Here is a 16,559-nt window from a genome sequence, read left to right as displayed (position 1 = left end):
GCTTGCCCGCGATGGCGGTGAGTCAGGCGATGTAGATGCAAGCTGATCCACTGCTATCGCAGGCAAGCCAGCTCCCACAGGAGTTTGTGGTGTTTACTGGCCGGCGTTGATGCTGATTTTCTCGACCGCACCCTGCTCCAGGTCCCATTTCTTCAGGATCTTGCCGTACGTCCCATCCTCAATCATACCCTGCAACGCTTCACTGATCGCCGTGACCAATTCGGTGTTGCTCTTCTCAATCCCCAGCCCCGTGAACTGCTTGGAAATCGCCAGGCCCACCGGCTTGTACTTGCCCTTGTCCAGCGACATCAAATAAGGAATCGTCTCGCTGCCCTGCATCGCCGCATCCAGGCGGTTCTGCTGCAACTGCGCCCGTGCATCCGCCGAGCCTTCAGTGCCGATCACCACGATGGCCGGCTTACCCGCCGCTTCGCAGTTTTCCTTGCTCCATGCGGCAATTTCCGACGGCCAGGTAGTACGGCGGCTGGTGCCGACTTTTTTACCGCACAGGTCAGTCAATGCCTTGAGGTCTTCACGCTTGGCCAGGGTGTACAGCTGCGGGCCGCTGGTGAAGTAGTCGATGAAGGTCACAGCCTTTTGGCGTTCGGCGGTGTCGCTCATGCCCGACAGCACGATGTCCACGCGCTTGGTGGTCAGGCCGCTGAGCATTTGCTCGAAGCCGGTTTCCTGCCACTTGATCTTCACGCCCAGGCGTTCGGCCAGGGCGTTGCCCAGGTCGAAATCCAGGCCGGTGAGCTTGTTGGTGGCGGTGTCCTTGAAGTCCATCGGCGGGTAGTTCGGCACGATGGCCGCGCTGATCTCGCCTTTTTCCTTGATTGCTGCCGGCAATGCCGCCAATACACAGGTGGAAGCCATCAGGCCTGCGAGCAACGTTGGGATAAACAATGTTTTCATGGGGGCGTTCTCGTTAGTTTTTTAGTTAAGTGCGAACGGCAGAAATAAAGCTTTGGGTACGCGGGTTTTGTGGGCTTATTAGAATTTCTTCGGGGCTGCCGGCTTCCACAATCTGGCCGGCGTCCATAAACACCATGCGGTTGGAGACTTCGCGGGCAAAGCCCAACTCATGGGTGACCACAATCATGGTCATGCCGCTGGTGGCCAAATCGCGCATCACCGACAGCACTTCGCCTACCAGCTCCGGGTCGAGGGCTGACGTGGGTTCGTCAAACAACATCAACTTGGGGCGCATGGCCAACGCACGGGCAATGGCTACACGCTGTTGCTGGCCGCCGGACAATTCCACCGGGTAGGCATTGCGCTTGTCCGCCAGGCCAACGCGGGCCAGCAACTCCAGCGCATCTTCGATGGCTTCCTTGGGCGAGCGCTTGAGCACCTGCACCGGGCCTTCGATGATGTTCTGCAGCACGGTCATGTGCGGGAACAAATTGAAGCGTTGGAACACCATGCCGGTCGCCAGGCGCTGGCGGGCGATCTGTGATTCGTTCATCTCATGCAGCTTGTTGCCGACGACGCGGTAACCCACCAGTTCGCCGTCGACCCACAGGCCGCCCTTGTCGATTTTTTCCAGCTGGTTCACACAGCGCAACAGCGTGCTTTTACCTGAGCCGGACGGGCCGATGATGCACATCACTTCGCCTTGCTCGACCTCGATATTGATGTCGCGCAGCGCGTGATACTCGTCGTAATACTTGTTCAGGTTGACGGCCTTGACGATGCTTCTCATGGGGCAAATCTCCTCAACCCAGGCTTACGAACGCTTGCCTGCGCCGCGGGCAAAACGACGCTCGAGGCGGCTTTGACCAAATGAAAGAACAGTCACCACCGCCAGGTACCAAATGCCGGCCACAATCAGCAGCTCCATGACCCGGGCGTTGGCGTAGTAGATGTTTTGCGCGTTGTGCAACAGCTCCGAATACTGGATCACGCTGGCCAGGCTGGTCATTTTCACCATGCTGATGAACTCGTTGCCTACCGGCGGAATGATCACCCGCATGGCCTGCGGCAGAATCACCCTACGCAGGGCTTGCAAGCTCGGCATGCCGATGGACTTGGCCGCCTCGTACTGGCCGGTGTCGACCGACAGCAAGCCGGCGCGCACCACTTCGGCGGTGTAGGCGCCCTGGTTGATACTGAGGCCGAGCAGGGCGGCCACGAACGGCGTCATCAGGTCGACGGTGTCGATGCTGAACAGGCCCGGAATCGCGATCACCGGGAAAATCAGCGCCAGGTTGAACCACAGCAGCAGTTGCAAAATCAGCGGCGTACCGCGAAACAGCCAGGTGTAGGTGATGGCCACATACCGCAGGATCGGGTTGGCCGACATGCGCATGATCGCCGTGATCACCCCGATCACCACACCCAGCGCCATCGCCAGAATCGACATGACGATGGTGTTGACCAGGCCCCACAGGATGGCCTCAGACGTGAGGAACTGCCCGATGTAGGACCATTCGATCTGGCCATTGGCAAATGCGCGCAACAACGCGGCCAGGGCGATCACGATCAACGTGGCAAAAAACATCCGCCCGTAATAGCGACGCGGCACGTGCTCGTACTGCGTGATATCGAACTGGTTCTCGGACAACTTGCGCTCGGCTTCCAAGCGCTCCGCCGGGGTTTGGTTCATGGTGTTACTCCAAAACTAATAACGCTCTAACTGCTGTACGCGGTCCAAATGTGGGAGCTGGCTTGCCTGCGATAGCGCCAGTGAGCTCACCACACATGGCCAGACTTAAATCCGAAACCCCTGATAACTCTCAGCCCACTTTTGCTGCTCAGCCAACGCCACCTTCAACCGCCCAATCTGCTCGCGAACCCGCTCCGGCGCCGTCCCACCCCAACCACTGCGCGCCGCAATCGCTGCCTCCAGGGTCAAGCAGTCACGCACTTCGGGCAGCAACCGAGCATCCACCTCCGCCAACATCGCCGGCGAGGCTTCCCACAATTCAATCTCATGCTTCTCACAGGCCTGCACCAAGGCGCCGGTAATCTCATGCGCCTCCTTGAACGGCACACCGCGCGTGGCCAGCCAATCCGCCACCTCGGTCGCCAAGGTGAAGCCCATCGGCGCCTGGCGCCGCAGCTCTTCCACCTGCACCTTCATCGTTGCGACCATCCCGGCCATCGCCGGCAGCACCAGCAGCAAGGTGTCGACGCTGTCCAACACGCTGTGTTTGTCTTCACTCAAATCGCGGTTGTACGAGAGCGGCAACGACTTGAGCGTCGACATCAACCCGGTCAGGTTGCCAATCAAGCGCCCAGCCTTGCCCCGCGCCAGTTCGGCAATGTCCGGGTTCTTTTTCTGCGGCATGATCGAGCTGCCTGTGGCATAGGCATCGTCCAATACAACCCAGCGAAACTGGCGCGACGACCACAAGCAAAACTCCTCCGACAGGCGTGAAATGTTCACTCCGAGCATGCCCGCCACAAACAGAAACTCCGCCACATGGTCACGGCTGGCGACGGCGTCGATCGAGTTTTCGCACGGCCCGGTGTAGCCCATTTCCTTGGCCGAATGCTCGGGCTGGCGCGCAATCGCCGAGCCTGCCATTGCGGCAGCACCCAACGGCGACAACGCCGTGCGCGCATCCCAATCCACCAGGCGCTGCACATCACGCAACATCGACTGCGCGTGCGCCAACAAGTGGTGGGCAAACACAATCGGTTGCGCCTGCTGCAAGTGAGTGAAGCCTGGGCAAATGCTGTCGACGTGCTGCTCAGCCTGCTCCACCAGCGCCTGCTGCAAACCCAGCACCTCAGTGGTGATGGTGCGCGCATGGTCACGTAGGAAAAGGCGCAGGTCGTTGGCCGTTTGGTCGTTGCGTGAACGCCCGGCGCGCAGCTTGCCGCCCAAGGCGCCCAGGCGCTCGGTCAAAACGCGTTCGATAAAGGTGTGTACGTCCTCGTCATCCAGGGTTGGATGCAGGCGCCCAGCGGCGAAGTCCTCACCGATACGGTCCAGGGCCTCCAGGGTGCGCAGGGTCTCCGACTCATCCAGCAAACCGGCGCGCTGCAACTCACGGGCATGGGCACGGGAACCGGCCAGGTCGTAGGGCGTCAGGCGGAAATAGCGCTCAGGGCAACGCGACAACGCGGCCAGTGCAGCAGACGGACCGGTCTTGAAACGAGCGCCCCAAAGGCGGTCGGTGGGCTGGGACATGGGTGTTCCTCACGCTTGTTTTTAGAAGAGTCGGAGGCAGTCAAAAAGTAAAAAGTCCTGATCGTAGTGTCAGGTTTTGCGAGGTGTTAAATCAGCCTCTGTGTGCTGTTCAACCCGCTATATTCAAGGTTGCCAAGGGCGGATGTTTATGTTCATTATCGCCGCCTGGCTATGTTCAAGGATTGGGTTGAAGCCTGTTGAATATGGCACTTGAGGTCAACGCGTATTATGGAAACCCCACTTTCCACTTCTGGAAACATGCCGCCAAAACCCGGCACACGACCGCCGCTGCAACTGAGCGGGCTGGACTTCAAATTGCTGCGCGTGTTCATGGCCGTGGTCGAAGCCGGCGGCTTCAGCGCCGCGCAAAACGAGCTGAACGTGGGCCTGGCGGCCATCAGCAAACAGATCTCCGACCTCGAAATCCGTATCGGCATGCGCCTGTGCACACGGGGCCGCGAAGGGTTTGGCCTGACCGAAGAAGGCAAGTTGGTGTATCAGGCTTCCATCGAGTTATTTACCTCGGTGGACAGTTTTCGCGACAAGCTTAGTTCGGCACAAAACGAGCTTATTGGTGACCTTAGTGTCGGCGTTATTGATAACACCGTCTCCGATGTTAATTCGCCGCTGATTACCGCGCTGGGGAAACTGTATAGCGAATCGCCGAAAATTAGATTGCGCCTACAGGCCTCGCAACTGGACGAAGTTGAACGCGGCGTGGTGGAAGGGCGGCTGATCGTCGGCATCGTGCCGGTGTACCAACGCCGCGAAGAATTCGATTACTTCCCACTATACGAAGAAAAAGCCCACGCCTACTGCGCCGTAGGACACCCACTGTTCAGCGCGAGCGACATTACGCCGGAAGTGCTGCGCCAATACGAAGTGGTCAACCACCGGTATGCGATCCACCGCGACAAGGCCAACTTCGTCACCTACGACAGCCAGTCCGCTTCGGCCTCACAGGTTGAAGCCGTCGCCATCCTGATCCTCACCGGCCGCTTCCTCGGCTTCCTGCCGGAACACTACGCCGCGCCACTGGTCAGGGAAGGGCGCCTGCGCGCACTGTGCCCGGAACAGGTTCACCTGAGCACCGCGTTCAACCTGATCCTGCGCCACAACGCGCCAAGAAGCCCGATGGTAAAAGCCTTCGCAACAGCCCTGGGCGTAGACCTCAAGGCCGCGACATAACCCCCGCCGAACACCGATCAACAGGCTGACAAAGCTCAAATGTGGGAGCTGTCGAGCCCCAGCGAGGCTGCGAACGGATCACCGCGGTCTACCTGCCGAACCCATCCATCTGCATCGCCCCCCAGCACCCCATGCTAGTGCGCTATCCATCTGGCACCGCTCAAAATGTGGGAGCTCTCGAGCCCCAGCGAGGCAGCGATGGGATCGACTCGGTCCACCTGCCGACCCCATCCAGCCGCATCACCGCTGCGACTTGCCCTGCTTTTTCTTCGAATGAAAATGCCGAAAATGCGCATCCTGCGCCGCCGCCAACAACTCCCGATCCCCACGCGTATCGCCCCAGGCCCGCAGCCGATACTCGCCCAAATCCCCATACACCGCCTCAAGCCGCAGCACCTTGTTCTCACAGCGGCAATTATTCCCCGTGAGCTTGCCCGTCAACACCCCGTCGACCACCTCGAGCTCAGTGCCGATCAACTTGATCCCCAGCCGATTCGCAAACGGCTGCAACACCAACGCCGGCGACGCCGAACATAAGGTCACCACCGCCCCGGACTTCAGCTCATCTTCCACCGACTGTAAGCCCTTGGGGCGCATCAGCTTGGTCCAATAGCGCTGGCAATACGCCTCAGCCTGCTGCTGAACCCACGCCTTCTCCACACCGGTCATAAAGGTGCGGATCAACTGCGCCTTCAACTCATCCCGGCTGATCTGCCGCAGCAAAAAGCGCAGCCCAGGCACCGCCAGCTTCGCCATCCGGCCGTAGAACTCGCCGGTGCCGAAGGCAAACTTGAGGAATGGCACGAAACTGTCGTGATGGGTCAGGGTGCCGTCGAAGTCAAAGACGGAGAGTACTTTGGCGTCTACGGGGCCGGCTTCGAGCATGTCTGGGTTCACGGTGGCCTCGGTCCTATCTAGTATTTTTTAAGCGTGCATCAGGTGTGACAGCAGGAGTTTACTCCCGTGCCAATCTTCCTATCTTGGCGTAAAGCGTCTCGGTGAAAGCATCCCGGTCACTCGACCGGTGACAACGCTGATGGCAATTGGGGCACAAGGCTACAGCATTGGTCGTGCGATCCGAACCCTTCTGGGCGAGGTGCTTGACGTGATGTACTTCAAGAAATGGCAAACCGTCGACCTCGAAAGGCGCGTTAGAGCCGCAGCCTTCGCAAATCCCCTTGGCTTCTTTGAGTACCCAGGCGCGTACCTTTGGGTCGCGGACAAACGCAGTGCTGACGGTCGATACTTTCTGCGGCTCTGCAATGCCATCCGGCAGCTTGGGGAAAGGTTGATATTGCAGTTTAGTTGCGCGGCGAATAAGCGTTTGCTCATCTGCCGTTTGGGCTGCGTCTTCGGATTCGAATACACCCTGCGCGGCAAGCGCTTGGCGGATGCGTTGCTCTACGCCCGTACCCACGTTCTTTGCGGGCTTGTAACCTTCAATACGGTCCCAGCCCATGCGCACAAGCACGGTGGATATATTTTGCATGCGAAATTCAATCGATCCTTTCGCACGACCTGCCACCGGGCCTTCACGAAGACGGCGGTTTTCGAGCGCTTTGTTGAAAGACTGGCCGCTCTTTTCCCAGGCCAGCATCTTCAAGTACGCCTCGACCGCCGCTGCCAACTCCGCGTCGCTCCAGTCCGTTTTGTCTTTCGCAATATCCATACAGCCGCCGAGGGTAGAAAACCCTCGGACGATACTGAGTAGCCATTATGGCGTCTACGAAATTTCCTACGAATCGGTCGGATGTGGTTGTCGTCGAATTTGGTAAAGTCGCTGCATCATTCGGAAAGGTTGAATGAGTTTGCGCCACCACGCAGTCTTTGCTGATTCTCTCCGATAGGTCCGATTCACCAACAAATACGGCATATCTCGAAGCCTAATCCAGCCTTCATCCTGCCAATGCAACAGATTCAACGACATCTCCGGCCAATCCAACATGCTCAACAACGGCCGCTCCATCGTGCGTGGCTGACGCTCGTCCCGTAAAGTTGGAACGACTTCATGAGTGAGCCAACTACGCAGTAGGCGATTCCCAGGTGTGTAGTGATAGACCAGCAGCGCGTAGGCACCGGATTCACTGATCATCAGCATTTGTTCCGGTTGACCGTGGAACAGCAGGTTTAAGGTTCTTCGTTGATCGTCATCGAGCTTGCGAGTAGTCCGCTCATCGAGATACCACCCCATCAAACGCCCAAGGTCACGCGCGCAGAACCACGCTTGGTTTTCTAGAAGGAGAGCGTGTAATTGAAGATTATGGTGGGTGAACACGACGGCAATAGAAGGTTCAGATGTGACCAAACTCGTGGCGCTAGGCAAGTCGAGCAGATATCGGCTAGGCATTTTCTATGATCTCTACGTGATTTACGGAAGGGCGCGAACCCAACGTAGAGAGCGGATTTAAGAAACTCCAACTTGCTTGACCTCAATACAGCATTTGTTCCGCATGATAGGCCATACGGATTTTGGGCTGTGTAAGTGAGGCTAGCTTCTACGTTGGGCGTTTCTTAGGCACCGGATGACGAGACTATTCAGCCTCGAAATTCGTATCAACCCTTCTGTGGATGATCTTGGTGTAAGAAGGCTCCTATACAGTTCACTGGGCATAAAAAAGCCCTGAACATGTCAGGGCTTCTTGATGTTGCCGGCTTAGGAGTTAATCCCAGCTCAACGCGCCGCCGGTTTGATACTCGATCACCCGAGTTTCGAAGAAATTCTTCTCTTTCTTCAAGTCCATAATCTCGCTCATCCACGGGAACGGGTTAGTCGTGCCTGGGTACTCTTCCTTCAACCCAATCTGCGACAGACGACGGTTCGCGATGAACTTGAGGTAATCCTCCATCATCGCCGCATTCATGCCCAGTACGCCGCGAGGCATGGTGTCACGTGCGTACTCGATCTCCAGCTGAGTCCCCTGCAGGATCATCTGGGTCGCTTCTTCCTTCATCTCAGCATCCCACAAGTGTGGGTTTTCGATTTTGATCTGGTTGATCACGTCGATACCGAAGTTCAGGTGCATCGACTCGTCGCGCAGGATGTACTGGAACTGCTCGGCCACGCCGGTCATTTTGTTGCGGCGGCCCATGGACAGGATCTGGGTGAAGCCGCAGTAGAAGAAGATGCCTTCGAGGACGCAGTAGTAGGCGACCAGGTTGCGCAGCAGTTCTTTGTCGGTTTCGACGGTGCCGGTTTCGAACTTCGGATCGGAGATCGAACGGGTGTACTTGAGGCCCCAGGCGGCTTTTTTAGCCACCGATGGGATCTCGTGGTACATGTTGAAGATCTCGCCTTCATCCATGGCCAGCGATTCGATGCAGTACTGGTAGGCGTGGGTGTGGATCGCTTCTTCGAAGGCCTGGCGCAGGATGTACTGGCGGCACTCCGGGTTGGTGATCAGGCGGTACACGGCCAGGACCAGGTTGTTCGCGACCAACGAATCGGCAGTGGAGAAGAAGCCGAGGTTACGCATGACGATGCGGCGTTCGTCGTCGGTCAGGCCTTCGGGGTTTTTCCACAGGGCGATGTCGGCGGTCATGTTGACCTCTTGCGGCATCCAGTGGTTGGCGCAGCCGTCGAGGTACTTTTGCCAGGCCCAGTCGTACTTGAATGGCACGAGTTGGTTGAGGTCGGCGCGGCAGTTGATCATGCGCTTTTCGTCAACGGCGACGCGGGCGGCGGAGCCTTCCAGCTCGGCGAGGCCTTCGGCGACGTCGAGTTTGTCCAGGGCGGCCTTGGCGCGCACGATAGCGGCGGAGTCACTGGCGGTGACGGCGCGGGCTTCGATGGCGGCGGCGGCGCCGGCACCGTCGAGGCGGTCCATGTTGGCTTCGGTGGCGTGGCCGGCGTTGGCGCCTTTAGCGGCTACTTCGCCTTCTTCTTCTTTGTCGAATTCGTCCCAGCTCAGCATGACGTGTCGTCTCCTGCGTGAGGGCTCAAAGGTGCCCGTGTGAAACCGGATGGTTGGGTGTTCACACGGCCCTCGGGCCGCGGTGGATCTTAAGGAATCGTTTGTTGCAACCGCTGGCGCAGGCATTAAACGCAATTGGGTGAACGGGTGCTCTGCGTGAGGCTTGAGGGGGGAGCGACAGATGCATGCTCCTGCGGAGGCCTCAGGTCTGGCTCTTCATCCCGGTGTAAAGGGATATTGCAGGCCCGATTTACCCGCGCATTATAGGGAAAAATTCGGCTTTGTGTTGCGGCGGATGGTCACGACAGAGCGCCAAAATGGTGTGGTTTTCGGCCAAGGCGTGTGTTTGCAAGGCTTTGCTGGGCTAGGATTTTTTTGACGGGCGGTGGGATGTTTTTTGTAGGGCGGGGGAACTGGGCTTCCGGGGAGTAAAAATGCTGGGAAGGGTGCAGGGTTTTGAGGTGTTGGTGTGGCGGGTATCGCCTTCGCGAGCAAGCCCGCTCCCACATTTGGACCCAGGTGTGTCAGCTGGCTCTTTGCCGCAAGAACGATTTCTTGCGGCGAATAAGATCAGGGTTTAACGCCTTTATAAGAAGTTGTTATCCGTTAGAGCAACCGTTGCCCATTACCTGGTAATTAAGAATATGGCGTTGACCTTGTGAGTCTTCATATTCCATTTGTACCGGTACAACTTGGCAGACTTCCGGAACCGTGCTCATTGACAATACTTTGGCCACATCCAAGTGCGTGCTGTACGTGTAGTCTTCAACAATCGGGGTGTTCTGGCCAGCCAGCTCAGTCGGGGCTTCGTCGGCCAGGGCGGCGGTTGCGCACAAGCTGCTGAGGGCCATCACTACTAAAGCTTTCATTTCTCTTTTTACCTTCTTCGGGGCGAAAGGGGTCACGGGGCCCTTATGAGGCCGCGTGTGTAACTTAGGGTGGGTGAGTTCGGATTAACGTTGCCTTCGTGGGGGCTGTTACGTTGTTAATCACAGTGCCGTGTTGGCGGAGCTGATTTTAGGCGTGCGGGTTATATTCATATACCCGTGCTTTTGATAAACACTATTGGCGGTTTTTGTAACAATCCCGTGGTAAAGGTTTTTTCATGCAGCGCCAAAGCCACGCAGGCCGCGGGCCAGAGCCATAAATGGGGATAGCTGGGTATTTTGTAGGGTCTTGTTACTACCATCGTCGAATGGTTCTATAGGCCCACCCCGGCTACAACAGGGGCCATACAACAACAACTATGTCACCGAGGTAAGAAAGATGAGTGCGGCTTCCCTGTACCCCGTTCGCCCCGAAGTAGCAGCCAACACGCTGACCGACGAGGCAACCTACAAGGCCATGTACCAGCAGTCGGTGGTCAACCCCGATGGCTTCTGGCGCGAGCAAGCCAAGCGCCTTGACTGGGTCAAGCCTTTCACCGTGGTGAAGCAGACCTCTTTCGACGACCACCACGTCGACATCAAATGGTTTGCCGATGGCACCCTGAACGTTTCCTACAACTGCCTGGACCGTCACCTCGCCGAGCGTGGCGATCAGGCAGCGATCATCTGGGAGGGCGACGACCCTGCCGAAAGCCGCACCATCACTTATCGCGAGCTGCATGAAGAAGTCTGCAAGTTCGCCAACGCCCTGCGTGGCCAGGACGTGCACCGCGGCGATGTAGTGACTATCTATATGCCGATGATCCCCGAAGCCGTGGTCGCCATGTTGGCCTGTACCCGCATCGGTGCGATTCACTCCGTGGTGTTCGGCGGTTTCTCGCCTGAGGCGCTGGCCGGTCGCATCATCGACTGTAAGTCGAAGGTAGTTATCACCGCCGATGAAGGCATTCGTGCAGGTAAGAAAATTCCGTTGAAGGCCAACGTCGACGACGCCCTGACCAACCCGGAAACCAGCAGCATCCAGAAGGTCATTGTGTGCAAGCGCACCAATGGCAACATCAAGTGGAACCAGCATCGCGACATCTGGTACGAAGATTTGATGAAAGTGGCGGGCACCGTGTGTGCGCCGAAAGAGATGGGCGCCGAAGAAGCGCTGTTCATCCTCTACACCTCCGGCTCCACCGGCAAGCCTAAAGGCGTGCAGCACACCACTGGCGGCTATTTGCTGTACGCAGCCCTGACCCACGAGCGCGTGTTCGATTACCGCCCGGGCGAAGTCTACTGGTGCACCGCTGACGTCGGTTGGGTCACCGGCCACACCTATATCGTCTACGGCCCGCTGGCCAATGGCGCGACCACGCTGCTGTTCGAAGGCGTGCCGAACTACCCGGATATCACCCGTGTTGGCAAGATCGTCGACAAGCACAAGGTCAATATCCTGTACACCGCGCCAACCGCGATCCGCGCGATGATGGCTTCCGGCACTGCCGCCTGCGAAGGTGTAGATGGCAGCAGCCTGCGCTTGCTCGGTTCGGTGGGTGAGCCCATTAACCCTGAAGCGTGGGACTGGTACTACAAGAACGTCGGCCAATCCCGTTGCCCGATCGTCGACACCTGGTGGCAGACCGAAACCGGCGCCACCCTGATGAGCCCGCTGCCGGGTGCTCACGCCCTCAAGCCGGGTTCTGCTGCACGGCCGTTCTTCGGCGTGGTGCCGGCGCTGGTGGACAACCTGGGCAACATCATCGAGGGCGCTGCCGAAGGCAACCTGGTGATCCTCGATTCGTGGCCAGGCCAGGCGCGCACGCTGTACGGCGACCATGACCGTTTCGTCGACACCTACTTCAAGACGTTCCGTGGCATGTACTTCACCGGTGACGGCGCCCGTCGCGATGAAGATGGCTACTGGTGGATCACCGGTCGTGTGGATGACGTGTTGAACGTGTCCGGCCACCGCATGGGCACCGCCGAAATTGAAAGTGCCATGGTTGCTCACCCTAAAGTCGCCGAAGCGGCGGTGGTGGGTGTGCCGCATGACATCAAGGGCCAGGGCATCTATGTGTATGTCACCCTGAAAAACGGCGAAGAGCCAAATGAGGCACTGCGCCTGGAGCTGAAAAACTGGGTGCGCAAAGAGATCGGGCCGATTGCTTCGCCGGACGTGATCCAGTGGGCGCCGGGCTTGCCGAAGACGCGCTCGGGGAAAATCATGCGCCGTATCCTGCGCAAGATTGCCACGGCTGAGTACGACGGGTTGGGGGATATCTCCACCCTGGCGGACCCGGGTGTGGTGGCGCATTTGATTGAGACGCACAAGACCATGAACGTCGCGTAAGGCGAGGTGGGTGGTACAAAGCCCCATTCGGCGTAAGCCGGGTGGGGCTTTTTTGTGGGTTCTGAAAACCGATGCAAATCACCTGTGGGAGCGGGCTTGCTCGCGAATGCGGTGGGTCAGCTATACATCTGCTAACTGATACACCGCATTCGCGAGCAAGCCCGCTCCCACATTTGGACGGTATTTCAAGCTGGCTGAAGTGGTGGGCTGACAGACCTGCATCACCCTCAAGCCAATAAATATCGACTTCTCTCGTAGGACGTTTCTGAATGTTACCGAGAAGCCTAAATGTGTAACCCCAGGCTCAAACCTGGGGCAAAGTGCTACGCCCGCGCCCCTAAAAACCGCGTTTTAGACACCTCAGGAAATAAGATTAAACGCCAGACTTGCCGTGCTAGAAGGGTTTGCGAATAATAGGCCCGCAATTTGCAGCATCAACAGGTTTAATATCTTTTGTCTCTGCATAAAATTCAGAGGCTGTCAATGTGCTGGAACCGCTTTCTCAGTGCTTCTGTAAATTGTTGTCGCATTGAGGAAATATCGGCTTCCGGCCTGTCGTTAGAATGCCGATCACTCGCTCGTCGTCTCCAGTGTTGAAACGGGGTAGGACGCAGCACCGCTATTCGGTTTCACTTAAGTCGCATCGTGGGCCACGGCTCATACTGCTTTTTTGCCCTATACCGATGGAGTCCCAAGATGAAGAAACTTGTGCTGTTGGGCGCCCTGGCGCTGTCCGTGCTGTCCATGCAGGCCTTCGCTGATGAAAAGCCCCTGAAGATTGGTATCGAAGCGGCTTACCCTCCGTTTGCCTCGAAGGCGCCGGATGGCAGCATCGTCGGTTTTGACTACGACATCGGCAACGCCCTGTGCGCCGAGATGAAGGTCAAGTGTGTGTGGGTCGAGCAAGAGTTCGACGGCCTGATCCCGGCACTGAAAGTGCGCAAGATCGATGCGATCCTGTCGTCCATGTCCATCACTGAAGACCGCAAGAAGTCCGTGGACTTCACCAACCGCTATTACCTGAGCCCAGCGCAGCTGGTGATGAAGGAAGGCACCACGGTCAGCGACAGCCTGGATGAATTGAAAGGCAAGAAAATCGGCGTGCAGCGCGGTTCGATCCATGATCGCTTCGCCAAGGAAGTCCTGGCCCCTAAAGGCGTCACGGTTGTTCCTTACAGCTCGCAGAACGAAATCTACCTGGACGTGGAAGCCGGTCGCCTTGATGGCACCGTGGCTGACGCTACCTTGCTGCAAGACGGTTTCCTGAAAACTCCGGCCGGTAAAGGCTACGCGTTCGTGGGCCCACAGTTCACCGACGCCAAGTACTTCGGCGACGGCATCGGCATCGCTGTACGCAAAGGCGACAAGGCTGAGCTGGACAAGATCAACGCGGCCATCGCGGCGATCCGTGCCAACGGCGAATACAAGAAAATCCAGGACAAGTACTTCGACTTCGATATTTACGGCGCTGACCCTAAGTAACTCGACGCAGCTGTCTGTCCAGAATGGCGCAAGCAACAGAATTCCTGCGGTTTGCGCCATTTTTTCATCCCCCTTTTCGAGGACCTGAATCATGTTGAAAGGCTACGGGGCCGTCATCCTCGATGGCGCATGGTTGACGCTTCAGCTCGCCTTGTCGTCCATGGCCTTGGCCATTGTTCTGGGTCTGATCGGGGTCGCGTTACGCCTGTCGCCGGTGCGCTGGTTGGCCTGGCTGGGTGACTTGTACTCCACGGTGATCCGCGGGATCCCCGACCTGGTGCTGATCCTGCTGATTTTCTACGGTGGTCAGGACTTGCTGAACCGCGTCGCGCCGCTGCTTGGCTATGACGACTATATCGACTTGAACCCCTTGGCCGCCGGTATCGGCACCCTGGGTTTCATCTTTGGCGCCTACCTCTCGGAAACCTTCCGTGGCGCCTTCATGGCCATTCCCAAGGGCCAGGCCGAGGCCGGCCTTGCGTATGGCATGAGCAGCTTCCAGGTGTTTTTCCGGGTGATGGTGCCGCAGATGATTCGGCTGGCGATCCCCGGTTTCACCAACAACTGGCTGGTATTGACCAAGGCCACTGCGTTGATTTCGGTGGTGGGCCTGCAAGACATGATGTTCAAGGCCAAGCAGGCGGCAGATGCCACCCGCGAGCCTTTTACCTTCTTCCTCGCAGTGGCGGCGATGTACCTGGTGATTACCAGCGTGTCGTTGTTGGCGCTGCGCTATCTTGAGAAGCGCTACTCGGTAGGCGTAAGGGCGGCTGATCTATGATCTTCGACTACAACGTCATTTGGGATGCCATGCCGCTGTACCTCGGCGGCTTGGTGACCACCCTGAAATTGCTCGCCATCTCCTTGTTCTTTGGCCTGCTCGCCGCCTTGCCCCTGGGCTTGATGCGCGTGTCCAAGCAGCCGATCGTCAATGGCGCTGCCTGGCTCTACACCTACGTGATCCGCGGCACGCCGATGCTGGTGCAGCTGTTTTTGATCTACTACGGGTTGGCGCAGTTCGAGGCCGTACGCGAAAGTTTCCTGTGGCCGCTGCTGTCCAGCGCCACCTTCTGCGCGTGCCTGGCCTTTGCGATCAACACCAGTGCCTACACCGCCGAGATCATTGCCGGTAGCCTCAAGGCCACGCCCAATGGCGAGATCGAAGCGGCCAAGGCCATGGGCATGTCGCGCTACAAGCTGTACCGCCGCATCCTGCTGCCGTCGGCCCTGCGCCGTGCGCTGCCGCAGTACAGCAACGAAGTGATCATGATGCTGCAGACCACCAGCCTGGCCTCCATCGTCACCTTGATCGACATCACGGGTGCCGCGCGCACGGTGAACGCCCAGTTCTACCTGCCGTTCGAAGCCTATATCACGGCCGGCGTGTTCTACCTGTGCCTGACCTTTATCCTGGTACGCCTGTTCAAGTTGGCCGAAGGCCGCTGGCTGAGCTACCTGGCTCCAAGGAAGCATTGATATGGAACGTATCGATCACCTGTTGCCCTGGGGTCACCTGGGCTGCGAGCGCCAACTGAGCGTGTTTCGTTTTGGCAGTGGCGAGCGCAAGGCCTATATCCAGGCCAGCCTGCATGCCGATGAATTGCCGGGGATGCGCGCGGCGTGGGAGCTGAAAAAGCGCCTCACCGAACTGGAACAGCAAGGCGCGCTCAATGGCGTGATCGAGCTGGTGCCGGTGGCCAACCCGATGGGCCTGGGCCAGTTGCTGCAAGGCAGCCACCAGGGGCGTTTCGAGATTGGCAGCGGCAAGAATTTCAATCGCGATTTTGTCGAGCTGAGCGCGCCGGTTGTCGAGTTGCTCAAGGGCGCGTTGGGCGATGATCCGCATGCCAACGTGCGCTTGATCCGCCAGGCGATGACCGATGCGCTCGACGCGTTGCCCGAGCCGAGCAGCCAGCTGCAAGGCATGCAACGGGTACTGCTGAGCCACGCGTGCACTGCCGATATCGTCCTCGACCTGCATTGCGACGCCGACGCCGCGCTGCACATGTACGCGCTGCCCCAGCATTGGCCGCAGTGGCGTTCGCTGTCGGCGCACTTGAATGTGAAAGTCGGCCTGCTGGCGGAAGATTCCGGCGGCAGCTCGTTTGATGAAGCCTGCTCGTTGCCGTGGTTGCGTCTGTCCCGGGCGTTCCCCGAGGCGCAGATTCCGCTGGCGTGTTTGGCGACGACCCTGGAATTGGGCGGCCAGGCCGACACCGGTCGCGACGAAGCCATCTTCCACGCTGAAGGCATTCTCGCGTTCCTCGCAGAACAAGGCCTGATCAAGGGCGAATGGCCTGCGCCGCAACACGAACCCTGCGAAGGCTTGCCCTTCGAAGGCACCGAGTTGTTGTTTGCGCCCCACGCCGGCGTGATCAGTTACCTGCGTAAAGCCGGTGACTGGGTCGATACCGGCGAGCCGATTTTTGAAGTGATTGATCCCCTGACCGACCGCGTCAGCATTGTCTGCGCGGGCACCTCAGGGGTGTTGTTTGCCGTTGAACGGCTACGTTATGCCCAAGCGGGTTTCTGGCTGGCCAAGGTGGCGGGGCGCGATGCGCTGCGTCACGGGCGCTTGCTCAACGACTGACCACCTGTTTTTGTGAGAACCGACC

General features: G+C 58.4%; 15 protein-coding genes. 6 read left to right on the top strand and 9 right to left on the bottom strand.

Features of this window, described 5'->3' with window-relative positions:
* Positions 1-93 precede the first annotated feature (93 nt).
* From ACI77D_RS19460 to argH, 4 genes are all read right to left on the bottom strand, one after another.
* Complete coding sequence (locus tag ACI77D_RS19460) at positions 94-915, bottom strand: ABC transporter substrate-binding protein (protein ID WP_262666097.1); 822 nt, start codon at positions 913-915, stop codon at positions 94-96.
* Between the two features lie 25 nt (positions 916-940).
* The gene (locus tag ACI77D_RS19455) at positions 941-1,705 is read right to left on the bottom strand and encodes an amino acid ABC transporter ATP-binding protein (RefSeq protein ID WP_064453807.1); all 765 of its coding nucleotides are present in this window, start codon (positions 1,703-1,705) and stop codon (positions 941-943) included.
* Positions 1,706-1,729: 24 nt separating this feature from the next.
* Positions 1,730-2,608, bottom strand: a complete 879-nt coding sequence (locus tag ACI77D_RS19450) for an amino acid ABC transporter permease (RefSeq protein WP_017134649.1) — start codon at positions 2,606-2,608, stop codon at positions 1,730-1,732.
* Between the two features lie 105 nt (positions 2,609-2,713).
* Positions 2,714-4,141, bottom strand: a complete 1,428-nt coding sequence (gene argH / locus ACI77D_RS19445; RefSeq protein ID WP_064453806.1) for an argininosuccinate lyase — start codon at positions 4,139-4,141, stop codon at positions 2,714-2,716.
* A 228-nt stretch (positions 4,142-4,369) separates the two neighbouring features.
* Here argH and ACI77D_RS19440 point away from each other — a divergent pair, with 228 nt between their 5' ends.
* A complete protein-coding gene (locus ACI77D_RS19440; RefSeq protein WP_407017275.1) occupies positions 4,370-5,329 on the top strand; it encodes a LysR family transcriptional regulator in 960 nt (319 codons plus the stop codon).
* 240 nt (positions 5,330-5,569) lie between these two features.
* Here the strand turns inward: ACI77D_RS19440 and ACI77D_RS19435 are convergent, their stop codons facing one another.
* The 5 genes from ACI77D_RS19435 to ACI77D_RS19415 all read right to left on the bottom strand — a co-directional run bounded on the left by ACI77D_RS19435 (position 5,570) and on the right by ACI77D_RS19415 (position 10,109).
* Positions 5,570-6,214, bottom strand: coding sequence for an HAD-IB family hydrolase (locus tag ACI77D_RS19435; RefSeq protein WP_407017288.1), 645 nt, complete (start codon positions 6,212-6,214; stop codon positions 5,570-5,572).
* Positions 6,215-6,284: 70 nt separating this feature from the next.
* A complete protein-coding gene (locus ACI77D_RS19430; RefSeq protein WP_407017274.1) occupies positions 6,285-6,998 on the bottom strand; it encodes an HNH endonuclease in 714 nt (237 codons plus the stop codon).
* A gap of 66 nt (positions 6,999-7,064) precedes the next feature.
* On the bottom strand, positions 7,065-7,676 hold the full coding sequence (locus ACI77D_RS19425; RefSeq protein WP_407017273.1) for a Bro-N domain-containing protein: 612 nt from the start codon (positions 7,674-7,676) through the stop codon (positions 7,065-7,067).
* Positions 7,677-7,989: 313 nt separating this feature from the next.
* Positions 7,990-9,240: a ribonucleotide-diphosphate reductase subunit beta gene (locus tag ACI77D_RS19420; RefSeq protein ID WP_032879817.1), complete on the bottom strand. Its 1,251-nt coding sequence runs from the start codon at positions 9,238-9,240 to the stop codon at positions 7,990-7,992.
* Positions 9,241-9,839: 599 nt separating this feature from the next.
* The gene (locus ACI77D_RS19415) at positions 9,840-10,109 is read right to left on the bottom strand and encodes a DUF2790 domain-containing protein (RefSeq protein WP_064453801.1); all 270 of its coding nucleotides are present in this window, start codon (positions 10,107-10,109) and stop codon (positions 9,840-9,842) included.
* Positions 10,110-10,506: 397 nt separating this feature from the next.
* On the opposite strand from ACI77D_RS19415, the gene acs reads away from it, so the two are divergent.
* The 5 genes from acs to ACI77D_RS19390 all read left to right on the top strand — a co-directional run bounded on the left by acs (position 10,507) and on the right by ACI77D_RS19390 (position 16,534).
* Positions 10,507-12,462, top strand: a complete 1,956-nt coding sequence (acs, locus tag ACI77D_RS19410; RefSeq protein WP_064453800.1) for an acetate--CoA ligase — start codon at positions 10,507-10,509, stop codon at positions 12,460-12,462.
* Between the two features lie 696 nt (positions 12,463-13,158).
* Positions 13,159-13,944 (top strand): ABC transporter substrate-binding protein, encoded by a 786-nt coding sequence (locus ACI77D_RS19405; protein ID WP_017138432.1) that lies wholly within the window; start codon positions 13,159-13,161, stop codon positions 13,942-13,944.
* A gap of 91 nt (positions 13,945-14,035) precedes the next feature.
* The gene (locus ACI77D_RS19400; RefSeq protein ID WP_053257623.1) at positions 14,036-14,725 is read left to right on the top strand and encodes an ABC transporter permease; all 690 of its coding nucleotides are present in this window, start codon (positions 14,036-14,038) and stop codon (positions 14,723-14,725) included.
* On the top strand, positions 14,722-15,420 hold the full coding sequence (locus ACI77D_RS19395; RefSeq protein WP_064453799.1) for an ABC transporter permease: 699 nt from the start codon (positions 14,722-14,724) through the stop codon (positions 15,418-15,420). Before ACI77D_RS19400 ends, ACI77D_RS19395 begins: the two co-directional genes overlap by 4 nt.
* 1 nt (position 15,421) lies before the next feature.
* Positions 15,422-16,534 (top strand): succinylglutamate desuccinylase/aspartoacylase family protein, encoded by a 1,113-nt coding sequence (locus ACI77D_RS19390; RefSeq protein WP_064453798.1) that lies wholly within the window; start codon positions 15,422-15,424, stop codon positions 16,532-16,534.
* The last annotated feature ends 25 nt before the right edge of the window (positions 16,535-16,559 follow it).

The organism is Pseudomonas sp. O39 (assembly GCF_045447295.1).
Taxonomy (GTDB): Bacteria; Pseudomonadota; Gammaproteobacteria; order Pseudomonadales; family Pseudomonadaceae; genus Aquipseudomonas; species Aquipseudomonas antarctica_A.
The sequence above is the reverse complement of the archived record's forward strand: the minus strand, read 5'-3'. Positions and strand labels throughout refer to the sequence as shown.